This window comes from Mesorhizobium sp. P3_A8, from assembly GCF_056402995.1.
Genome location: NZ_JBFUGI010000009.1, coordinates 195,416 through 214,537, shown reverse-complemented (window position 1 = coordinate 214,537; position 19,122 = coordinate 195,416). Strand labels below are relative to the sequence as shown.

The 19,122-nt window shown below is 61.8% G+C and carries 20 protein-coding genes and 1 tRNA gene; 11 read left to right on the top strand and 10 right to left on the bottom strand.

Annotated elements, in window-relative coordinates; translation table 11 throughout:
* The first annotated feature begins 2 nt into the window (after positions 1 to 2).
* From AC1DX4_RS22075 to AC1DX4_RS22055, 5 genes are all read left to right on the top strand, one after another.
* Positions 3 to 845 carry a transporter substrate-binding domain-containing protein gene (locus AC1DX4_RS22075; RefSeq protein WP_477222288.1) on the top strand — a complete coding sequence of 281 codons (843 nt, stop codon included), beginning with the start codon at positions 3 to 5 and terminating at the stop codon, positions 843 to 845.
* 126 nt (positions 846 to 971) lie between these two features.
* On the top strand, positions 972 to 1,685 hold the full coding sequence (locus AC1DX4_RS22070; protein WP_477222287.1) for an ABC transporter permease: 714 nt from the start codon (positions 972 to 974) through the stop codon (positions 1,683 to 1,685).
* Positions 1,685 to 2,404 carry an ABC transporter permease gene (locus AC1DX4_RS22065; RefSeq protein WP_477222286.1) on the top strand — a complete coding sequence of 240 codons (720 nt, stop codon included), beginning with the start codon at positions 1,685 to 1,687 and terminating at the stop codon, positions 2,402 to 2,404. Before AC1DX4_RS22070 ends, AC1DX4_RS22065 begins: the two co-directional genes overlap by 1 nt.
* Complete coding sequence (locus AC1DX4_RS22060) at positions 2,401 to 3,183, top strand: ABC transporter ATP-binding protein (protein ID WP_477222285.1); 783 nt, start codon at positions 2,401 to 2,403, stop codon at positions 3,181 to 3,183. The genes AC1DX4_RS22065 and AC1DX4_RS22060 overlap by 4 nt, the downstream gene beginning before the upstream one ends.
* Before the next feature lie 57 nt (positions 3,184 to 3,240).
* A complete protein-coding gene (locus tag AC1DX4_RS22055; protein WP_477222284.1) occupies positions 3,241 to 4,413 on the top strand; it encodes an NAD(P)/FAD-dependent oxidoreductase in 1,173 nt (390 codons plus the stop codon).
* Between the two features lie 16 nt (positions 4,414 to 4,429).
* On the opposite strand, the gene AC1DX4_RS22050 is transcribed toward AC1DX4_RS22055, so the two are convergent.
* Together AC1DX4_RS22050 and tig are read right to left on the bottom strand one after the other, a co-directional pair.
* The gene (locus AC1DX4_RS22050) at positions 4,430 to 4,954 is read right to left on the bottom strand and encodes a hypothetical protein (protein WP_477222283.1); all 525 of its coding nucleotides are present in this window, start codon (positions 4,952 to 4,954) and stop codon (positions 4,430 to 4,432) included.
* A 164-nt stretch (positions 4,955 to 5,118) separates the two neighbouring features.
* Positions 5,119 to 6,603, bottom strand: a complete 1,485-nt coding sequence (gene tig / locus AC1DX4_RS22045; protein ID WP_477222282.1) for a trigger factor — start codon at positions 6,601 to 6,603, stop codon at positions 5,119 to 5,121.
* Positions 6,604 to 6,998: 395 nt separating this feature from the next.
* On the opposite strand from tig, the gene AC1DX4_RS22040 reads away from it, so the two are divergent.
* Positions 6,999 to 7,081: transfer RNA gene (locus AC1DX4_RS22040), tRNA-Leu, on the top strand.
* A 115-nt stretch (positions 7,082 to 7,196) separates the two neighbouring features.
* Positions 7,197 to 8,237 (top strand): COG3904 family protein, encoded by a 1,041-nt coding sequence (locus AC1DX4_RS22035; protein ID WP_477222281.1) that lies wholly within the window; start codon positions 7,197 to 7,199, stop codon positions 8,235 to 8,237.
* A gap of 220 nt (positions 8,238 to 8,457) precedes the next feature.
* Here the strand turns inward: AC1DX4_RS22035 and AC1DX4_RS22030 are convergent, their stop codons facing one another.
* Positions 8,458 to 9,042, bottom strand: a complete 585-nt coding sequence (locus AC1DX4_RS22030) for a GDYXXLXY domain-containing protein (protein WP_477222280.1) — start codon at positions 9,040 to 9,042, stop codon at positions 8,458 to 8,460.
* Entirely contained in the window at positions 9,039 to 10,157 is a 1,119-nt protein-coding gene (locus AC1DX4_RS22025) for a DUF2157 domain-containing protein (protein ID WP_477222279.1), read from the bottom strand. The genes AC1DX4_RS22030 and AC1DX4_RS22025 overlap by 4 nt, the downstream gene beginning before the upstream one ends.
* Positions 10,158 to 10,391: 234 nt before the next feature.
* Here AC1DX4_RS22025 and AC1DX4_RS22020 point away from each other — a divergent pair, with 234 nt between their 5' ends.
* The 4 genes from AC1DX4_RS22020 (at position 10,392) to AC1DX4_RS22005 (ending at position 13,111) form a co-directional block, all read left to right on the top strand.
* The gene (locus tag AC1DX4_RS22020) at positions 10,392 to 10,532 is read left to right on the top strand and encodes a DUF1127 domain-containing protein (RefSeq protein ID WP_013531315.1); all 141 of its coding nucleotides are present in this window, start codon (positions 10,392 to 10,394) and stop codon (positions 10,530 to 10,532) included.
* 49 nt (positions 10,533 to 10,581) lie between these two features.
* Positions 10,582 to 10,722 (top strand): DUF1127 domain-containing protein, encoded by a 141-nt coding sequence (locus AC1DX4_RS22015; protein ID WP_019858543.1) that lies wholly within the window; start codon positions 10,582 to 10,584, stop codon positions 10,720 to 10,722.
* A gap of 619 nt (positions 10,723 to 11,341) precedes the next feature.
* Entirely contained in the window at positions 11,342 to 12,751 is a 1,410-nt protein-coding gene (gene trmFO / locus AC1DX4_RS22010; protein ID WP_477222278.1) for a methylenetetrahydrofolate--tRNA-(uracil(54)-C(5))-methyltransferase (FADH(2)-oxidizing) TrmFO, read from the top strand.
* 69 nt (positions 12,752 to 12,820) lie between these two features.
* A complete protein-coding gene (locus AC1DX4_RS22005; RefSeq protein ID WP_477222277.1) occupies positions 12,821 to 13,111 on the top strand; it encodes a type II toxin-antitoxin system ParD family antitoxin in 291 nt (96 codons plus the stop codon).
* Between the two features lie 327 nt (positions 13,112 to 13,438).
* Here AC1DX4_RS22005 and AC1DX4_RS22000 read toward each other — a convergent pair whose 3' ends face one another.
* From AC1DX4_RS22000 to yajC, 6 genes are all read right to left on the bottom strand, one after another.
* Complete coding sequence (locus tag AC1DX4_RS22000; protein ID WP_477222276.1) at positions 13,439 to 14,389, bottom strand: sterol desaturase family protein; 951 nt, start codon at positions 14,387 to 14,389, stop codon at positions 13,439 to 13,441.
* The gene (locus tag AC1DX4_RS21995) at positions 14,389 to 14,823 is read right to left on the bottom strand and encodes a hypothetical protein (protein ID WP_477222275.1); all 435 of its coding nucleotides are present in this window, start codon (positions 14,821 to 14,823) and stop codon (positions 14,389 to 14,391) included. The genes AC1DX4_RS22000 and AC1DX4_RS21995 overlap by 1 nt, the downstream gene beginning before the upstream one ends.
* Positions 14,824 to 14,902: 79 nt before the next feature.
* Entirely contained in the window at positions 14,903 to 15,748 is an 846-nt protein-coding gene (locus AC1DX4_RS21990; protein ID WP_477222390.1) for a phytoene/squalene synthase family protein, read from the bottom strand.
* Between the two features lies 1 nt (position 15,749).
* Positions 15,750 to 16,142 (bottom strand): Mth938-like domain-containing protein, encoded by a 393-nt coding sequence (locus AC1DX4_RS21985; protein WP_477222389.1) that lies wholly within the window; start codon positions 16,140 to 16,142, stop codon positions 15,750 to 15,752.
* Positions 16,143 to 16,170: 28 nt separating this feature from the next.
* Positions 16,171 to 18,720 carry a protein translocase subunit SecDF gene (gene secDF, locus AC1DX4_RS21980; protein ID WP_477222274.1) on the bottom strand — a complete coding sequence of 850 codons (2,550 nt, stop codon included), beginning with the start codon at positions 18,718 to 18,720 and terminating at the stop codon, positions 16,171 to 16,173.
* A gap of 51 nt (positions 18,721 to 18,771) precedes the next feature.
* Positions 18,772 to 19,113 carry a preprotein translocase subunit YajC gene (gene yajC, locus AC1DX4_RS21975; RefSeq protein ID WP_027043763.1) on the bottom strand — a complete coding sequence of 114 codons (342 nt, stop codon included), beginning with the start codon at positions 19,111 to 19,113 and terminating at the stop codon, positions 18,772 to 18,774.
* Positions 19,114 to 19,122: the final 9 nt, after the last annotated feature.

Below are 19,122 nucleotides of genomic sequence, written 5' to 3'. Positions count from 1 at the left end.
AAATGATCAGAAACACCATCCTGGCGGCAGCGCTATCGCTGGCTGGCCTTTACTCCTGTGGTGAGGCGTTGGCGCAGGACGCGCTCCACATCCGCATCGCAACCGAAGGCGCCTATGCGCCGTGGAACTATACGCTCCCCGATGGCACGCTTGCCGGCTATGAGATCGACCTAGCCAAGGAATTGTGCAAGCGCATGAAGGCGCAATGCGAGATCGTCGCGCAGAACTGGGACGGGATGCTGCCGGCACTGAACGCCGGAAAATTCGATGCGATCATCGCCTCCATGGGCGTCACCCCCGAGCGAGCGGAAGTGGCCGCATTTTCGGATCCCTATTCCACCGCGCCCAACGCTTTCCTGGCGCTTAATGGCAGCGGTTTGGCTGAGGCTCTCCCCTGGCATGACAAATTCGATCTCCGCGACAAAGCCGCAGGATCAAAGGACATTGTCGAAAAGCTCGACGCGGCGCTCAAGGGGAAAGTCCTCGGCATCCAGGGATCGACGACGGCAGGCAAATTTGTCGACGAGTATCTGAAGGACGCGGTCACGGTCAGATCCTACAAGACGCAGGATGAAGCCAATCTCGATCTTCTGGCGGGCCGCATCGATCTCACCATGGCCAACATCACGGTTCTCGCCGAGGCGCTGAAAAAGCCTGACATGGCCGAGGCGGAACTCGTAGGACCGACTTTTCTCCTGGCCAGCGGAACAAGCGTGGCCTTTCGCAAGAGCGACACCGCGTTGAAGGACAAGTTCAACGCTGTGATCCATGAAGTCAACGCCGACGGTTTCAACAAGGCGCTGACGGAAAAATGGTTCGGCGTCGATATCTCCGTGAACAATTGAAACGGACGAGAGCGGGCGGCTTTGCGCCTGTCCGCGATTGTCGCCACCTCACGCGATGAGCGACCCGGCGGCGGGTCGCTCACTTCGTACCTCCCATGCAGCTGGTTTCAGGGATGTCAGCCCGCAATGACAGCTTTCGATTTCGTTCTGGGATTTGGTGAGGCCGGCTGGGGACCGGCACTGCTTCAAGCCGCGATGATGACGCTCGCCGTGGCATCGACAGGCTACGCCTTCGGCCTCCTGGTTGGCAGCTTCGGCGCGTGGGCAAAGATCAAGGGTGGCGTTCTTCCGCGGTTGCTCGCCGACGCCTACACCACGGTGCTTCGCGGCATACCAGACATTCTCGTCATCTATCTCTTCTACTTCGGCTCAAGCGCGGTCCTGACACCGTTGGCCGGCCTGTTCGGCATTTCGGGTTTCGTCAGCCTGCCCGGCTTCATGGCCGGTGCATTGGCGATCGGGCTGGTGTCCGGCGCCTATCAGGCTGAAGTCATGCGCGGCGCCTATCGCGCGGTCTCGCCCGGAGAGATCGAAGCGGCGATCGCCGCCGGCATGTCCCGCCTGACGATGTTTCGCCGCATCATCGCTCCGCTGGTCCTGCGCCATGCCCTGCCGGGTCTCGGCAATGTATGGCAGCTGGTGCTCAAGGAATCTGCCTTGGTCTCGGTCACCGGGCTGGTGGAAATCCTGCGCCAGGCGCAGATCGGCGCCGGATCGACCGGCCAGCCATTCACTTTCTTCTTCGCCGCCGCCCTCCTGTACCTGGCCATTTCATCGTTCTCGACATGGCTTCTGCGGTGGACCGAGGGACGGCTCGCACTCGGCGCGAGGCGGGCCTGATGGATCTTCCATTCCTGTACGAGACACTGCTGAAGCTTCTGACGGGGGTGCCGCTGACATTGCAGCTCGCAATATCCTCCGTGGCGCTGGGTGCCGTTCTGGCCGTCGCGCTCGCTTTGGCGCGGTTGTCAGGTCTGCGGCTCCTGGCTTGGCCCGCATCCTTCTACGTCTTCATCTTCCGCTCCACGCCGCTGCTGGTGCAGATTTTCCTGATCTATCATGGCCTTGGCCAGTTCCATGCGGTGCGGGCCAGTTTTCTCTGGCCTCTCCTGCGCGAACCCTATTGGTGCGCGCTCATCGCCTTGACCTTGAACACCGCCGCCTATTCCAGTGAAATCATTCGCGGTGCATTGCTCTCGGTTCCATCAGGTCAGATCGAGGCCGCACGGGCGTGCGGCATGTCTGACTTCACGCTCCACCGCCGCATCGTCTTCCCGCTTGCCTTGCGCCATGCCTTGCCGGGATACAGCAACGAATTCATCCTGATGATAAAATCGACGGCGCTGGCCTCCATCATCACCCTGATGGAGGTGACCGGCCTGGCAGCACAGCTCATTTCCGAATCCTTCCGTGCCATCGAAATCCTGATCGTCGCGGCCGCGATCTATCTCTTCCTCAATTTTACCGTCACGCGGCTCGTTCAGTGGGCCGAATACGCGCTGAGCGCCGAGCTGAGGCCGCCTCCGGCTGCGGCGCCCGGGCAAGGAGGAACCTCATGACTGACCAGCTCAAGCCGGCCGTGCGCCTGACGGAACTCCGCAAGAGCTTCGGCGCCCTCGAGGTGCTCAAAGGCATCTCGCTCGAAGCGATGGAAGGTCATGTCGTCTCCATCCTAGGCTCATCCGGCTCCGGCAAGTCGACGATGCTGCGCTGCATCAACATGCTTGAAACGCCCGATAGCGGGCAGATCGAGGTCGGCGGAGAGACCATCGGGCTGAAGAAGGTCGGTGGCAGGACGCGGCCAGCCGACAGGCACCAGTTGCAACGCATGCGCGCAAGCATCGGCATGGTGTTTCAAAGCTTTAATCTCTGGTCTCATATGACGATCCTGGAAAACCTGATCGAGGCCCCGATCCATGTCCAGAAGCGTCCCCGCGCCGATTGTGTGGAGGAGGCTGAGGCACTTCTGGAGAAGGTCGGCATTGCCGAGAAACGCAATCATTATCCCGCCCATCTCTCAGGCGGTCAGCAGCAGCGTGCGGCCATCGCCCGGGCGCTGGCACAGCAGCCGAAGGTCATGCTTTTCGATGAGCCGACCTCCGCGCTCGACCCCGAGCTTGTCGGCGAGGTCCTGCGTGTCATGCGCGCGCTCGCCGAGGAAGGCAGGACGATGCTGGTCGTTACCCATGAAATGGGCTTCGCCCGTGACGTCTCCAGCAAGGTCGTGTTCCTGCACAAGGGCGCGGTCGAGGCGGAAGGCTCTCCCCACGACATGTTCGCTGCCGGCCGGTCCGAATGCTTCCGGCAATTCCTGTCCGGCGGCAACGGCTTGAAATGAGCCGACCTTCCCACACATGCGATACACACGAAAGAATATCGAGAAGGAACTGACAGCATGACCACACAGGCCACCGCGTCTGAAATCGTGATCGTCGGAGGCGGCATCTACGGTACCAGCCTTGCCTACAACCTGGCGCGGGCCGGCCGGACCGTTACCCTGATCGAGGCCGACGAGATCGCGGCCGGCGCATCGGGCGGTTCCGGCGAACGGGGCGTGCGCGCCAACAGCCGCGACTTGCGCGAACTGCCGATGGCGACTGTCGGCTTTCCGCTCTGGGCGAGATATCAGGAACAATTCGAAGGCGGCGTCGGCTACCGCCGGATCGGCGGCCTTCATCTCTTCAATATCCCGCGCGGCGGCCATGAACATGAGGTGCGCGGCACCATGGAAGCCATGGCCATGGCACAGAACGCGCTTGGCGTTCCCTCCCAGCTTCTCAACCGTGACGAAACGCTGGAACGTGAGCCGGAACTGTCGGGGGATCTGATCGGCTCGATCTATTGCCCGAATGACGGGGTGTGCGATCACACCTTCGCCACGCAGGCCTTCGCCAAACAGGCGCGCAAGGCCGGAGCGAACCTGCGCACCGGCACGCGCGTCACCGAAATCCTCCACGACAAAGGGAGGGCAACAGGGGTCAGGCTGGCGAGCGGCGAAGTCGTGCCGGTTGGCGAGAAGCTCGTTCTCCTGGCCAACAACGGCGTCGTCCCGCTGCTGAAACCGATTCTCCAGCCGCAAGAAATCCTGCCCGTCACCACCCTGATGCCGCAGATGATGTTCGTCACCAACCCGCACGGCAAAAGGATCAATCATCTTCTCGGCCATGCCCACCGCACGCTGTCGGTGAAGCAGATCCAGGATGGGACGTTGATGCTTTCAGGCGGCCAGAGCGTCGCCTATTCGCCGGAGGGCCGTTGGAAGGGGTCGCTCAGTGCGACAGCGCTAGGCCTGACCGATGCCATCGCGACCTTGCCCTTCATCGACGAATCCGCCTTCCTGAAAGTCGATGCGTCCCGCGTCGAGAGTTGTGCGATCGACGGCATCCCGATCGTCGACACGCCTGCTGCCTTGCACAACACCATCTATGGATTTGCCTGGACCGGCCATGGCTTCGCCATCGCCCTTGGCGTCACCAAATACCTGACGGACTGGATTGTCGGCGGTGAAAAGCCGCAAGCGCTCGAAGTCTTTTCGGGGAAGCGGTTTCGTGGGTCATTTTCCGGCTAGACCGCCCGAGGTCTGATCACGGCGGATCGGTATGGCAGGTCCCGGCGATCTGCTCGACCGCCTCTTCAAGCCCGGCAAGGTCGAAATCCGCTTGGCCGCGGCCTGACAACAATCCGAACCGCCAGGAAAGCGACAGCCGGCTTGCGGGAACAAGGCGCTTGATGCCGTCGGCGCCGTCGCGCATCAGCATTCGGCCGCGCGATCCGACCGACCAGCTCTCGTCGAACTTGCCGCCGCCGTCGACGGTAACCGACATGGTGATCTTGCGGCTGGCCGAAACCCCGTCATTCAATTGCAGCCATTCGGTCCAGCGCGGTTCGCCGTCTGCCCGGCAGGCAATGGTCAGCACCGGGCTGTAGCTCAGGGCGCCGCCACCGGTGATAAGTTTGTTGGTGCCATGAAGCGACGCGGTGACAAGGCCACCGTCATCCGTGCCGAAGCGCCAGTCGCCGGCAAGCGCGTCGGCTTGGGCAACATCACAGGCGAAGGCCAGAACGAGCGCCAGGGCAACGGTACGCCCCGTTTCGAAGAATAGGCTCAACGCCCCCTCCAGGAACCACACGGTTTACAGCAACAGCGCAGATAGTGATTAGCGCTTGGTATAGCCAAGTGCTGCCTCCCGCGAAGCGAATCGGCTGTTGCAGTTTCGCAACGAAAAAGGCCGCCCCGAGGGCGGCCTTCGTCGATTTCATCAAACGCGAGAACTTATTCGGCGTCCTTGGCGGCCTTCTTCTTCGGCGCAGCCTTCTTCTTCGGCTCTTCCGCCTCGTCGCCAGCCTCATCAGCCTTGGCTTCGGCCTTCTTGGCCGCGGCCTTCTTCGCCGGCTTGGCCTTGGTCGTGGTTTCCGCTTCCTCGTCGTCGGCCATCAGCTCTTCCTTGCTGACCTTGACATCGGTGACCGAGATCTGGCCGAGCAGATGATCGACCACCTTCTCCTCGAACATCGGCGCGCGCAGCGCATTCAGCGCCTCGGGATTGTTGCGGTAGAACTCGAACGCTTCCTGCTGCTGGTTGGCCGGGAAGCGGCGAACCTGCTCGAACAGGCCGCGCTGCAATTCCTCGTCCGATACGGTGACACCGGCCTTCTCGCCGATCTCGGCCAGCACCAGGCCGAGGCGCACGCGGCGTTCGGCAAGACGCAGATATTCGGCGCGGGCTTCTTCTTCGGTCGTCTCTTCGTCGGCGAAGGTGCGGCCAGCGGCTTCCAGATCGCGGTTGACCTGCGCCCAGATGTTGTTGAACTCAGCCTCGATGAGCTTCGACGGCGCCTCGAACGAGTAGGCCGCGTCGAGCTGGTCGAGCAGCTGGCGCTTGACCTTCTGGCGCGTCATCGAACCGAACTGGTTCTCGATCTGGCCGCGCACGATCTCACGCAGGCGCTCCAGCGATTCCAGGCCAAGATTCTTGGCGGTCTCGTCGTTGATTTCCAGTTCGCCCGGCTTCGACACTTCCTTGACGGTGACGTCGAAGGTGGCTTCCTTGCCGGCCAGATGGGCCGCCTGGTAGTTTTCCGGGAAGGTCACGGTGACCTGCTTTTCGTCGCCAGCCTTGGCGCCGACCAGCTGGTCCTCGAAGCCCGGAATGAACTCCTTGGAGCCGAGCACCAGCGGCTGGTCGGTGCCGGCGCCGCCGGCAAAGGCCTCGCCGTCGATCTTGCCGACATAGTCGATGCTGACGCGGTCGCCTTCAGCCGCCTTGCCGGTCTTCGGCTCGTAGCTGCGTGCCGATTCGGCAACGCGCTTGACCTGGTCGTCGATCTCGGTGTCCGGCACGTCGAACACCTGACGCGTCACCTTGATGTCGGAGAAATCCTTGATCTCGATCGCCGGAATGATCTCGTAGTTGAGGCGGAACTCGAAGTCGGTGCCGCCGGCCAGGATCTTCTCGGCTTCCTTCTCGTCCTCGGTCATGATGACTTCGGGCTGCATGGCGGCTTTTTCGCCGCGGCCAGTGATGATCGAACGGGTCGAATCGTTGAGAATCTCGTTGACCACTTCGGCCATGAACGACTTGCCGTAGACCTTGCGCAGGTGCTGCACCGGCACCTTGCCCGGCCGGAAGCCGTTGATGCGAACCTTGTTGCGGGCGTCCGACAGCCGCGCCATCAGCTTGGCTTCCATGTCACCCGCCGGCACGGTGATCTTGATCTCGCGCTTGAGACCGGAGTTGAGCGTTTCGGTGACCTGCATCGTAAAACCTTTGTTTTCACCAATGAGACTGCCACGGCCTCTGCCGTTTACAGCCTGCCGGTATAATCTTGCCGGGAATGGCTTTTGGTACGGAACCTGGCGATTTGACCGAAATTACGGCTCAAACTCTCCCAAACTGCGTTCCAAAATGTGAATAAGTTCTTGTTTTTCCTACTTCTTATCACATTCTGCAGAAGCGGATCGTCGCGTCCCGTCACATTTGACACGCCTTTTGTCACAGGCGAGGCTAATTTTCAACAGTCTTCGCGTTTAGGTGAATAACCACCATTTTGGCCCTCACCCGACATTCTGGCCCTCACCGACATTTTGGACCTGACCCAACATCTTGAACCTGAGATTGACAGAATGATGGCTACATGGGATTGCCGGACCACGCGGGTATGGCGGAACTGGTAGACGCACCAGATTTAGGTTCTGGCGAGAGATCGTGGGGGTTCGAGTCCCTCTACCCGCACCACCCTTCGCTCTTCGAGCGGGGTGGCAGGCCATCCATAAAATCCAACTCTCAAGCAAGGCCCTTGAAATAGTTCGTTGACAGGTTCTTATTTGCAGCAGCAGGTTGGGGCTCTGTCGTGCGTGTAGTTTCTCTAGTTCTGGCGGTAGGGTCAATTGTCGCGGCAGCAACATGTAAGGTTGAGGCCCTGGAATACACGCCTGTTTCGCCTCCAGGGCAGCAGCCGTTTCTTGTTGTTTCCGGCGAGTTCAACGAACATGAACCTGTGAACGCTTTTAGCAACGCGGTTGTGAGCAGCGGGGCCCGGAGGATCGTATTCAACTCCCCCGGCGGCAATGTCGGCAGCGCGCTTCGGTTGGGGCGTATGATCCGTGCGGCAGGGTTGGATACGCTTCAGGTTCGCCAATTGCAGTGCGCTTCAGCCTGCTCACTGGCCTTCTTGGGTGGCGTCCACCGCGTTGCCGAACCAGGTTCTATCGGCGTTCATCGGGCGTTTTTGAAACCGGCTGACGGGATGTCCCGCGAAGAAGCAAAGGCCCGTGTCCAGCTCGGAACGGCCGCAATCACATCCTATGTAGTCGAGATGGGAGTGGACCCCAAGCTGATGGAATTGGCTTCGAGCTATGACAAGGATGACATAAGATACCTATCGGCCAGCGAAATGGCAGAGTTGCGTGTGACCAATGTCGCAGCGAACCAATCGCCCGCAGATACATCGCAGGTGTCGACCAGGCCAGATCCTGCGGCGATGCCTGTGCCTGCACCCGACGCAGGGCAACAGGCGGAGAGCGTTGCGGTCGCCTTCGTCAAGGATCTGATCGAGCATCATGGCGACAACGACGATTTCGCTCTTGCTCAAGTTCAGGCGTCCTACGCTCGCACGGTCGACTATTATGGCAAGTTGACGAACCTGAGTTCGATCATTCAGGACAAGAGGAACTATTACCGGCGATGGCCTGAACGCGTGTATAACGTCCGCAATGACAGCATTGTGGTCACCTGTGCAAACGATCGCTGCATGGTTTCTGGCGTCTATGACTGGGTTGTGCGCAGCCCCTCGATACACAAGCAGGAAAGAGGCGTAGCAGACTTTAGCTACACAATATCGATTGGTCCCTATCCCAAAATCACCGCCGAGACGAGTAAGGTCCGGAGTTGATCAGCGGAGTTCTCCATCCCTGAGTCGGTGAACTTCCTTGCGAAAAATCTGTTTGGCTATTTCGTATAGTGGCACACGCCCCCGGCGGGGTACCGCAGTTGATACAAAAATGAGTCCATTCCGGTGCCGCGCCGCCGCAACGCTTGTACGGCAAGGCCCTTACACCCGATTTAGGGGTTCTGGTCTCTTGATTCGCACCGATCACCGGCATCCATCGTTATTAATATAGCGGTTCCTCGAACAGCATCTTGTCGCCGTCGACCAGCGCCTTGATCTGGGCGGTGCCGTCGCTGGCAAGCGCCAGCCTTATGCCGAACGGGCGCACCCGCATGTCGTTCTGGATCGCCATGCCCTGGCCTTCCGGCAGGTAGAAACGCTCGATACCGTAATCCGGCGCGATCGTCGTGCCCTCGCTGCGCAGGTCCCAGCCCGCTGCGACATGGCCCGATATGTCCGCCTCATCCGCGGCAGCCGGCGTCGGTGCCTTGCCGAACCAGGCGGTGGTCGGCGTCCAATAGCCGTCGGCACCTTTCTTCAGGCGGACGACAATCGACGTGTCGTCGCTGGAAAGTTTATCGGCTGGAATGTTGGCAATCATTTTCACCGGTATGCGCGAGATGTCATAGCCGAGGATAATATAGTCGCCGCGCAGCAGATCGCGCGGGTCGACGGGTTCGATCTTCAGCAGCACTTCCTTGCCGTTGCGCAGGATCGCCGCCCGGCCGGCGATGATCCAGCTCAGGAAGCCGATCTGGACGAGCGCCAGCACCAGCGCCGAGATAACAAGCCGCTTTCCGGTCATCATGCCGTGTCTCCCCCGGTGGCCGGACCCTTCATGCGTTTTTCGACCCGGATGATGACGATCGCCAGCATGCCGAGCAGCACCGCGGCGGCAAGGAAGAAGCCGGCCGTATCGAGCATCGATTGCAAGGTGACGACATAGATCATGGCGAGTTCGAAGGCGAAGCCGAGATAGGCAAGCCAGCGCAGGCCTCGGCTCTCCCGTCCTGCCAGCACGATAGCGGCGACGATGCCGGCCAGCGCGACGACCGAGGCGATGGTGAAACCGCTGTTGTAAGTGCTTTCATCGGCCAGTTCGAACTGGATGATGGCCAGACCTGTGAGGAAGCCGAGCAGCGCGTGCAGCGGCAAGCGGCCCCCAAGCTGCACGACACGGTCGACCGGCTCCGGTGCGAAGACGGCAGCCGCGAAGAGCACGACAGAGACGATGACCAGGGGGATCGCCACCGGCAGCGTCGCGTGGTTCCCGGCCAACAGCACGAGATAGAAGAGCAGCGACAGGATGATCAGGTGCCGCGCCGGCTGGCTGCGGGTCCAGAACGACACAGCAAACAGCACGACCGCCATGACGACGAAGGCATGCGGAAACTCACTACGGCTGTAATAGTCGAACCCTTTGAGGAACAGCCATGCGTCGGCGATACCGACCGAAGCGACGGTCAGCGGGTTCGACCGCAGCGCCACCGCCGCCAGCGCCGTGCCGGCGCCCCATGTAATCAGCGCGGACGCCTCGTCGCCGGACAAATGATACATCTGGCCGATCAGCGCGATCGAACCACCGAAGGCCGCCGCCGCCACGATCCATAGAGCTTCGCCGATCGCCGCATGGTCGCGCGACTTCAGCACCGCGCCGCCGACATAGCTGCCAAGGATGATGGCAAACAGCGCTGTCACCCGCGCCAGCCGCGGGATCGCATCCCAGTTGGCGGCGACGAAGATCAGGATGGCCGCGCCAAACAGCAGCGCCGCCATCATCGCCAGGATCGAGCCGAAGCTCAGTGATTTGCGTTCGTTGGCCTCGACGTCGCGCGTCAGGGAATCGGCTGTCGCGGCGTCGATCAGGCCTGCCTGGAGCCACCGCGCAATATCGGACCTGACCCGTGTCGAGTAGCCCGCCATGTCCTGCCTCCCCCGCTAGGTCGTTTTTTCAGCCGAACCAGCCAAACCGTTGACGTCACGGCACTTTCTGATTCTGGCTTCTTTGTGTCCGGTCCGTGAGGCGCGTTAATGTTGCATTGCACAATTTGCATTGCTGCCATGCAGCCATAGCGCTTTTAAATCGATATGAGCCCGCTTATTTATGGTTCGTACACAAACGGAATGATCCGCAAGAAAGACGAAACGAGAACTACCATGAACCTGATCCGCAACTACCGCAACTGGCGCCGCTACCGGGACACCGTGTCCGAGCTGAGCCGCCTGAGCAACCGTGAACTGACCGACCTCGGCATCAGCCGCAGCGACATTCCTTACGTCGCTCGCAAGGCGGTCTAATTCTTCGGACCGCAAATGGTCCGAACAAGTTTCTGAAAAGAGAACGACAATGAACCTGATCCGCAACTATCGTAACTGGCGCGTTTATCGCGAGACGGTTACCGAGCTGGGTCGCCTTTCGAACCGTCAGCTGCATGATCTCGGTATCGTCCGCGACGAAATCAAGATCATCGCCCGCCGGGCGATCTAACAGAATTTCGCTGGGGTCGACCTCCTCCCCGACCTCCAGCGAACGGTCAGCCCTTATCCTCCTCCCGAGGGTTGACCACCAAAACGGCGCCCGCCGCACCTCCTCCCGCGGCGGGCGCTGTTTCCCCGGAGCAAAACGAGTTTTTGCTCCCGGAGCAAAATGAATTTTGCTCCAAAAGGGTTTCGCCCCTTTTCAAAACGCGAAAGAGATTTCGTCAAAGCCGACCTCCTCCCCGGCGATGACGAATAGGCCCGACCTTCACCTCCTCCCGAGGGTTGGCCACAAAAACGGCGCCCGCCGCACCTCCTCCCGCGGCGGGCGCTGTTTCCCCGGAGCAAAACGAGTTTTTGCTCCCGGAGCAAAATGAATTTTGCTCCAAAAGGGTTTCGCCCCTTTTCAAAACGCGAAAGAGATTTCGTCAAAGCCGACCTCCTCCCCGGCGATGACGAATACGGTCGATCTTCACCTCCTCCCGAGGATCGACCCCCAAAACGACACCCGCCGGACCTCCTCCCCCGGCGGGTGTTGTTGTTTTCAGGGCAGGCTTCTCGACCGAGCGTGTCCCGTTACCGCAGCACGGCAATTGCAATCGCCGCACCAAGCGATTATTCCGGCGCTCATGAGCAAAAACCCCATCCACATCATCGGCGGCGGTCTCGCCGGTTCCGAAGCCGCATGGCAGGCGGCGCAAGCCGGCGTTCCCGTTGTGCTGCATGAAATGCGCCCGGTGCGCGGCACCGACGCGCACAAGACCGATAGCCTGGCCGAGCTTGTCTGTTCCAATTCCTTCCGCTCCGACGATGCCGAGAACAACGCGGTCGGCCTGCTGCACGCCGAGATGCGGCTGGCCGGCTCGCTGATCATGAGCGCCGGCGACGCCAACCAGGTGCCAGCCGGCGGCGCATTGGCCGTCGACCGCGACGGTTTCTCCGAAGCGGTGACGAAAAAACTCGAAGCGCACCCGCTGATCACCATCCAGCGCGAGGAAGTGCCCGGCGTGCCGCCAGCGGATTGGGATCAGGCGATCATCGCCACGGGTCCGCTGACTGCGCCTGCGCTCGCCCAGTCGATCGCCGAGACAACCGGCGCCGATGCGCTGGCTTTCTTCGACGCCATTGCCCCGATCATCCATTTCGACACGATCGACATGGACATTTGCTGGTTCCAGTCGCGCTACGACAAGGTTGGACCGGGCGGCACCGGCAAGGACTACATCAACTGTCCGATGGACAAGGACCAATACCTTGCCTTCGTGCAGGCACTGGTCGATGGCCAGAAAACCGAGTTCAAGCAATGGGAAGGCACGCCCTATTTCGACGGCTGCCTGCCGATCGAGATCATGGCCGAGCGTGGTGTCGAGACACTGCGCTACGGGCCGATGAAGCCGATGGGGCTGACCAATGCGCACAATCCGACGGTGAAAGCCTATGCGGTCGTCCAGCTGCGGCAGGACAATGCGCTGGGTACGCTCTACAACATGGTGGGCTTCCAGACCAAGCTGAAGCATGCCGAGCAGGTGCGCGTGTTCCGTACCATTCCGGGCTTGGAAAACGCCGATTTCGCCCGCCTCGGCGGCCTGCACCGCAACACCTACATCAATTCGCCGACCTTGCTCGACCAATCCCTGCAGCTGAAGTCGCGCCCCGGCCTGCGCTTTGCCGGCCAGATCACCGGCTGCGAAGGCTATGTCGAAAGTGCTGCCATCGGCCTGCTCGCCGGCCGCTTCGCCGCGGCCGAGAGGCTCGGCCAGGCACCCTCGCTGCCGCCGCTCACCACAGCCTTCGGCGCCTTGCTCAATCACATCACCGGCGGTCACATCGTTTCCGACGATGAGCCGGGCAAGCGCTCTTTCCAGCCGATGAATGTCAATTTCGGCCTGTTCCCGCCGGTGGAAGCTGTGAAGATCGAAGGCAAGCGCCTGCGCGGCAAGGACAAGACGGTCGCAAAACGGCACGCCATCACTTCGCGCGCGCTGGGCGATTGCCGCGAGTGGCTTGGGTTGCCGGCGCGGGCGCAAGCAGCGGAGTAGCAAACCTGGGGATTGGACCGAAGCAGAAAGTAGGATACTATCCTACTTTCTGCCCACCGGAGGCGCTCTATGGAATCCGCCGAAAAACTGTCCGTCACCGTCACGCCCGCCATGGCGCGCATGATCCGCGAGAAAGTCGAGGACGGTTCCTTCGGCTCGGCGAGCGAAGTCATCCGCGCGGCGCTCCGCGCCTTCCAGCGCGAAGAGGAAGAACATGCTGAACGCATGGCCTCGATCCGGGCCCGGGTGAAGGCGTCGATCGAGGATGCGAGGCCAAGCCACTCGGGAGAAGAGGTTCGCAAGCACCTCCGGGGGCTCTTTGACCAATATTCGAGCCGCGCTGATGATTCAGCGGCTTGATGTCGAGTACCAAGAGGACGCCAGGGATGACCTGGCCGACATTTTCAGACACATCGTCGAGGCCGGCGGAAGTCCTGACGTCGCACTGTAATTGGTTTTGCGTATCGAAGACCGCTGCCAGAGCATCGGCAATGCGCCTCGAGGCGGCCGCTCCCGCGACGACATCGTGCCCGGATTGCGAACAGTTCCGTTCGAGCATTCCGCCGTCATCACCACATCGTCGACGGCGATCTCGTCCGCATCGTCAATATCTTCTATGGCGGCCGCGATTACGAGACACTGATGCGCGATGGCGGTTCGAGCGACCCCTCTTAGCGGACAAAACAGCTATTCAGCCGGCTCAGCACGCGCCATCGGCAACCCCGGCTTGCCCGCCTCACCCGGATTTCGCCTGACATAGGCCGCCTTCAGCGTCTCCGATGTGTCACGCGAGCCGTCATGGCTCCAGCCGGGCGGCTTGATCAGGTAATTCAGGCGATCGCTGAGCGTCAGCCCCCGCGCAAACGCATCCCTGAACATGCCGATCCACTCATGAAACGCCACTTTCAGCGGGTTGAAGGTGCCGAGATTCCTAACGATGCCGTAGCGCGGCCGGTCGTCCTCCAGCTCCTCGACGAAGGTGCCGAACATCCGATCCCAGATGATCAGCGTGCCGGCATAGTTGGCGTCGAGATAGCGCGGGTTGGTGGCGTGGTGGACGCGGTGGTGCGACGGCGTGTTGAAGATAAGCTCGAACCAGCCCCACATCTTGCCGATCGTCTCGGTGTGGATCCAGAACTGCCAGACGAGGTTGAAGCCGAAGGTGAAGGCAATCACCGCCGGATGGAAGCCGAGCAGCACCAGCGGCGCCTGCAGCACGAACATGAAGGTGAACAGCCCGGTCCAGCTTTGCCTGAGCGCCGTCGACAGATTGTAGTGCTGGCTGGAGTGATGGTTGACATGCTCGGCCCACACCCAGCGCACCCGGTGCGCGATGCGGTGGTAGACGTAGTAGCGCAGATCATCGAGCAGGAAGGCAGCCAGGAACACCCACACCGACAGGCCAAGATTGAAGACGCGGAACTGCCACAGCCAAAGCAGCGCCCAGTAGGAGACGACGCCCAGCAGCAGCCCGGCGACGACATTGCCGGTGCCCATCATCAGGCTGGTCAGCGTGTCACGCGTCTCGAACGAGCCCTTGGCGCGACCGGTGCGCACCAGCCAGAGCTCGATCAGGATGGCGGCGACGAAGAACGGAATGGCCAGTTGGGTGACCTGTGGAAAATCATAGCTGTCCATCACGCGGCCTCCCTGGCGGAACTTGCATGGTGCGGCCCGAGAACATTCAGCAAGGCCTGCGCATCGCTGGCACCGGCGAAGCGGAATCGGCCGCCTTTCCAGGTGAAGTCCGTCAGCCGCATCAGAATTGTGTTCGTCTCGTCGGAATTGGACATCGAGACGTCGGCAGCCGTGACGATGCGGGTCAAAAAGCAGTCGCCGATGCTGTGAACGATGCCGATTCGCCCTCGTCCAAGGTCCAGAAATGCTGTTTTGGCATCCGCCGTCAGGCGGACTGTAGAAGCCATCTCGTCAGGATAATCCTCCGCGAAACGGCGCAACGCCTGATCCGCGTCGGCCAGCGTCGCCGTCTTGCTGCCGCCGGTGAAATGCACGGCGGCGACCGACAGCGCAATGCCAAGGGCGACGATCGCGACCAGCACGGGCAAGCTCATGGATTTCCTCCGGGCCAGCCTGTCGTCTTCGGCGACAGTTCTCGGCTCGGCCGAATCCTTAACACGATTGACGTTTACGTCAAAGTGCCGGCCAGCCCTTGCTCGCGCGTCGCAACAGCAGCCAATGCCGGCGCAAGGCGGATAGCCGCACGACGCCTTCGAGCGGGCGCGACCCTTCCATCTTGTCGAGATAGGCACGCGACAGGGTCAGCGGCAGGAATGCCGGGCGCAACGCCACCGGCAGCCCAGCTGCGCCCCGCTCGAAAGCCGAAAGGTGTTCGCGCGCCAGCGCGATCATAGCCGCCACGGCGCGTTGCGCGCCAGGCCCGCCATCGCGGGCAACAAACTCTTCCGGCGACGATCCCGCCGCGGCCAGGAGATCAGCCGGGATAAAACACTGCCCGCGCTTGCGGTGCAGCGGCAACAGCAGCAAGAGGCCGGTCATCGCCTGCGCACAGCCCGCCCTGCCCGCCAGTTCGGCGAACGTTGGCGCCTCGTCGGGATCGAGCACCATCGCCGCAAGCTGGATGAGCGCGGCTGCCGTCTCGCCGCAATAGCCTTCGAGATCGGTGCGCGAGGGCATCGGATCGTCGTAGAGATCGAAGATGCGCGCTTCGAGCATGTTGTCGAATGCCAGCTTTGGCAGGCGATCGGCAGAAATTGTCGCCTTCAGCGCGTCGGCGACGGGATGGCCGACGCCCGCGCCATCATTATCGGCGGCGATGAGGTCACGCCACCATTGCAGCCGCACCTCGCCCGGCAACGGCTCGTGGATGCGGTCGCGGATGCCGGCGATTTCGGCATTGAAAGCGTAGAGCGAAAACAGCGCATCGCGCTTGTCGGCCGGCGCGTAGAGCGCCGTGAGATAGCGGTCGTGGTCGGCGGCGCGCACCGCGTCCATGACGGTTTCTGCATTCTGCGCCATATCAATCGACGGCGATGAGCGCGGCAGCCACGGCGCGATCTTCCGCCAGAAGGACATTGTAGGTCCGCACCGCAGCACCCGTCGACATCGGATCGGACGCAATGCCTGCTTCTTTCAGCGCCGCCCGCAGCGCCGCCGGCAACGGCCGGAGATCCCTGCCCATGCCGACCAGCAGGATCTCGACCTTGTCGGCCTCCGCCAGCAGTCTTTCGAAATCCGCCACCGTCAGCGCCAGCGGATCTGCCGGCTCCCAGCCATGGATGCCTGTGGGCAGGCACAGCAGCGAGCCGCGATGCGACATGTCGGCAAAGCGGAACCCGCCATTGCCGTAGGCCTCGATCGGCGCGCGGCCGGGGAAATGCGCCTCGCGGATGACGATGCCTTTGCCGGTCACCACTCTGTCACCCCTTCGGGGCCGCGCGTCAGGTCGCGACCGCCTTGCCGCCGCTGACCGGCTTCTCCTCATCGGCCGAAGCCTGCGGCCGCAGCTTGAACAGGATCAGCAGCGGTGCGGCGATGAAGATCGACGAATAGGTGCCGAAGACAACACCGAACAGCATCGCCATGGTGAAGGAGCGGATGACTTCGCCGCCGAACAGCACCAGCGCCAACAGCGCCAGGATTGTCGTCACCGAGGTCAGCGTCGTTCGCGACAGCGTCTCGTTGATGGCATTGTTCAACAACTGCGGCAGCGGCATTCGCTTGTATTTTCGCAGATCCTCGCGGACGCGGTCATAGACCACGATCGTATCGTTCAGCGAATAGCCGATAATGGTCAGGATCGCCGCCAGCGACGACTGGTTGAACTCCAGCCCGGTGATGACGAAGAAGCCGAGCGTCATGACCACGTCGTGCACCGTCGCCACGATAGCACCGACCGCGAACTGCCACTCGAAACGGAACCAGACATAGACCAGGATGCCGATCAGCGCGACCAGCATGGCCATGGTGCCTTGCTTGGCCAGTTCGCCGGAGACCGTCGGTCCCACCACTTCGACGCGGCGGAAATCATACTGGTCCTGCAGCTCGCCGCGCACCTTGTCGATGACCGTCTGCTCGGCATTCTCGCCGCCATCCTGCGTGCCGACGCGGATCAGCACGTCGTTCGGCGCGCCGAACTGCTGCACCTGCACTTCGCCGATGTTGAGCTCCATCAATCGGCTGCGGATGTCGCCGATATTGGCATCGCCGCTCTTGGCCTTCACCTCGATCATCGAGCCGCCCTTGAAGTCGATGCCGTAATTGATGTCGACCGTCATGAACAGCACCACGGACAGCACCGACAGGAAGCTCGACAGCGCGAACGTCCAGCGGCGAATGCCCATGAAGGGAATCTTCGTGCCCGGCGGAATGAAGGTCACCGGCGCCTTCGGCAGTTCCTTCGGACGGGCGCGGCGCAGCCAGATCGACACCAGCAGGCGCGTGAAGGTGAAAGCGGTGAAGACCGTGGTCAGGATACCGATGGCGTAGGTGATGGCAAAGCCCTTCACCGGGCCGGTGCCGAGATAGAACAGCACCACCGTGGCGATCAGCGATGTGACGTTGGAATCAACGATGGTCGCCAGCGCCTTCGAGAAGCCGGTGTCGATCGCCTGGATCACAGAGCGGCCGGCACGTCGTTCCTCGCGGATACGCTCGTAGATCAGCACGTTGGAATCGACCGCCATGCCGATGGTCAGCACGATACCGGCAATACCAGGCAAGGTCAGCGTCGCCCCAAGCAGCGACAACAGCCCGACAATCATCGCCACGTGCACCGCCAGCGCGATGTTGGCGAGGAAACCGAGGAAGCCGTAGGCGACGAACATGAACGCAACGACGAGGATCGAGCCGATGATGCCGGCGACCTTGCCGGCATGGATCGAATCCTGGCCAAGGCCCGGACCTACAGTGCGCTCTTCGATGACCGTCAATGTCGCCGGCAGCGCGCCGGCGCGCAACAGTACGGCCAGGTCGTTGGCGCTCTGGGCGGTGAAATTACCGGAAATCTGGCCGGTGCCGCCGAGGATCGGTTCACGGATCTGCGGCGCCGAGATCACCTGGTTGTCGAGGATGATGGCGAACAGCTTGCCGACATTCTGCGAGGTTGCCTGGCCGAAGCGGGCGGCACCTTTCGAATCGAAGCGGAACGAAACCACCGGCTCGTTGTTCTGCGAATTGTATGTCGCCTGCGCGTCGACCAGGTTTTCGCCCGAAACGATGACGCGGTTTTCAATCAGATACGGAACCGGCGGATCGTCCTGGGAATAGAGCACCGAGGAGCCGGCGGGCGGGCGCCCCTTGAGCGCGTCCTGCACCGGCATCGACTGGTCGACCATCTGGAAGGTCAGCTTTGCGGTCTGGCCGAGAATTTCCTTCAGCCGCTGCGGATCCTGCAGGCCCGGAACCTGGACAAGGATGCGGTCGTCGCCTTGCCGCTGCACGATAGGCTCGGTGGTGCCGAGTTCGTTGACGCGGCGCTCGACCACTTCGATCGATTGCGCCAGTGCGGTCGATGTGCGGTATTTGATGCCGGCGTCGGTAACGGTGAACTTGAGCAGGCCCGGTTCGGAATCGTCCAGCGCCATTTCCTGGATGGAACCGCCGGTGAACAGGCCGGCGGCGACAGGATCGGTCAAGGTCTTCAACGCCGTCTTTGCGGCGTCGAGTTGGGCTGGATCCGTGATGCGGACCTGCAAGGTCCGCCCGGTGCCGGCAAGGCCGGTATAGCCGATCTTGGCGTCGCGCAGCAGCGTGCGGATTTCGTCACGTGTCGTCTCCAGCCGATCCTTGATCAGATCGTTCTGGTTCATCTCGAGCAGGATGTGCGAACCGCCCTGCAAATCGAGGCCGAGCGTCATCTGCCGCTTCGGCACCCAACTCGGCAGCTGAGCCAGCGTGCTGGTGGGGAACAGATTGGGCGCGGCGAGGATCACTGTGATGGCCACGGCCACCCAGATCAGGATCATCTTGAAGCGCGAAAAATACAGCATATGGCGTCGTCCGTCAGAGCGTGTCCGCGGATCGCTCCGCCTGGAATTGGATTACTTCTTGGCGTTCTGGTTGGCTACCGGTTCGCCCTTGACGCGCACATCGGCGATCGTCGAGCGCAGCGCCGTGACCTTGGTGCCGCCACCGAGGTCGATCTCGAGCTCGTTGTCATCGATCACCTTCGTCACCTTGCCGACGAAACCGCCGCCGGTGACGACCGTGTCGCCGCGACGGACCGCCGCCAGCATCTCGCCGCGCTTCTTCAGCTGCGTGCGCTGCGGGCGGATGATCAGAAAATACATGATCACGAAAATCAGGACAAACGGCAAAATGCTGATGAGCATATCGGGAGAGGCGCCGCCGATGCCTTGGGCGTATGCCGGTGTCACGAACATCGAAAGTAC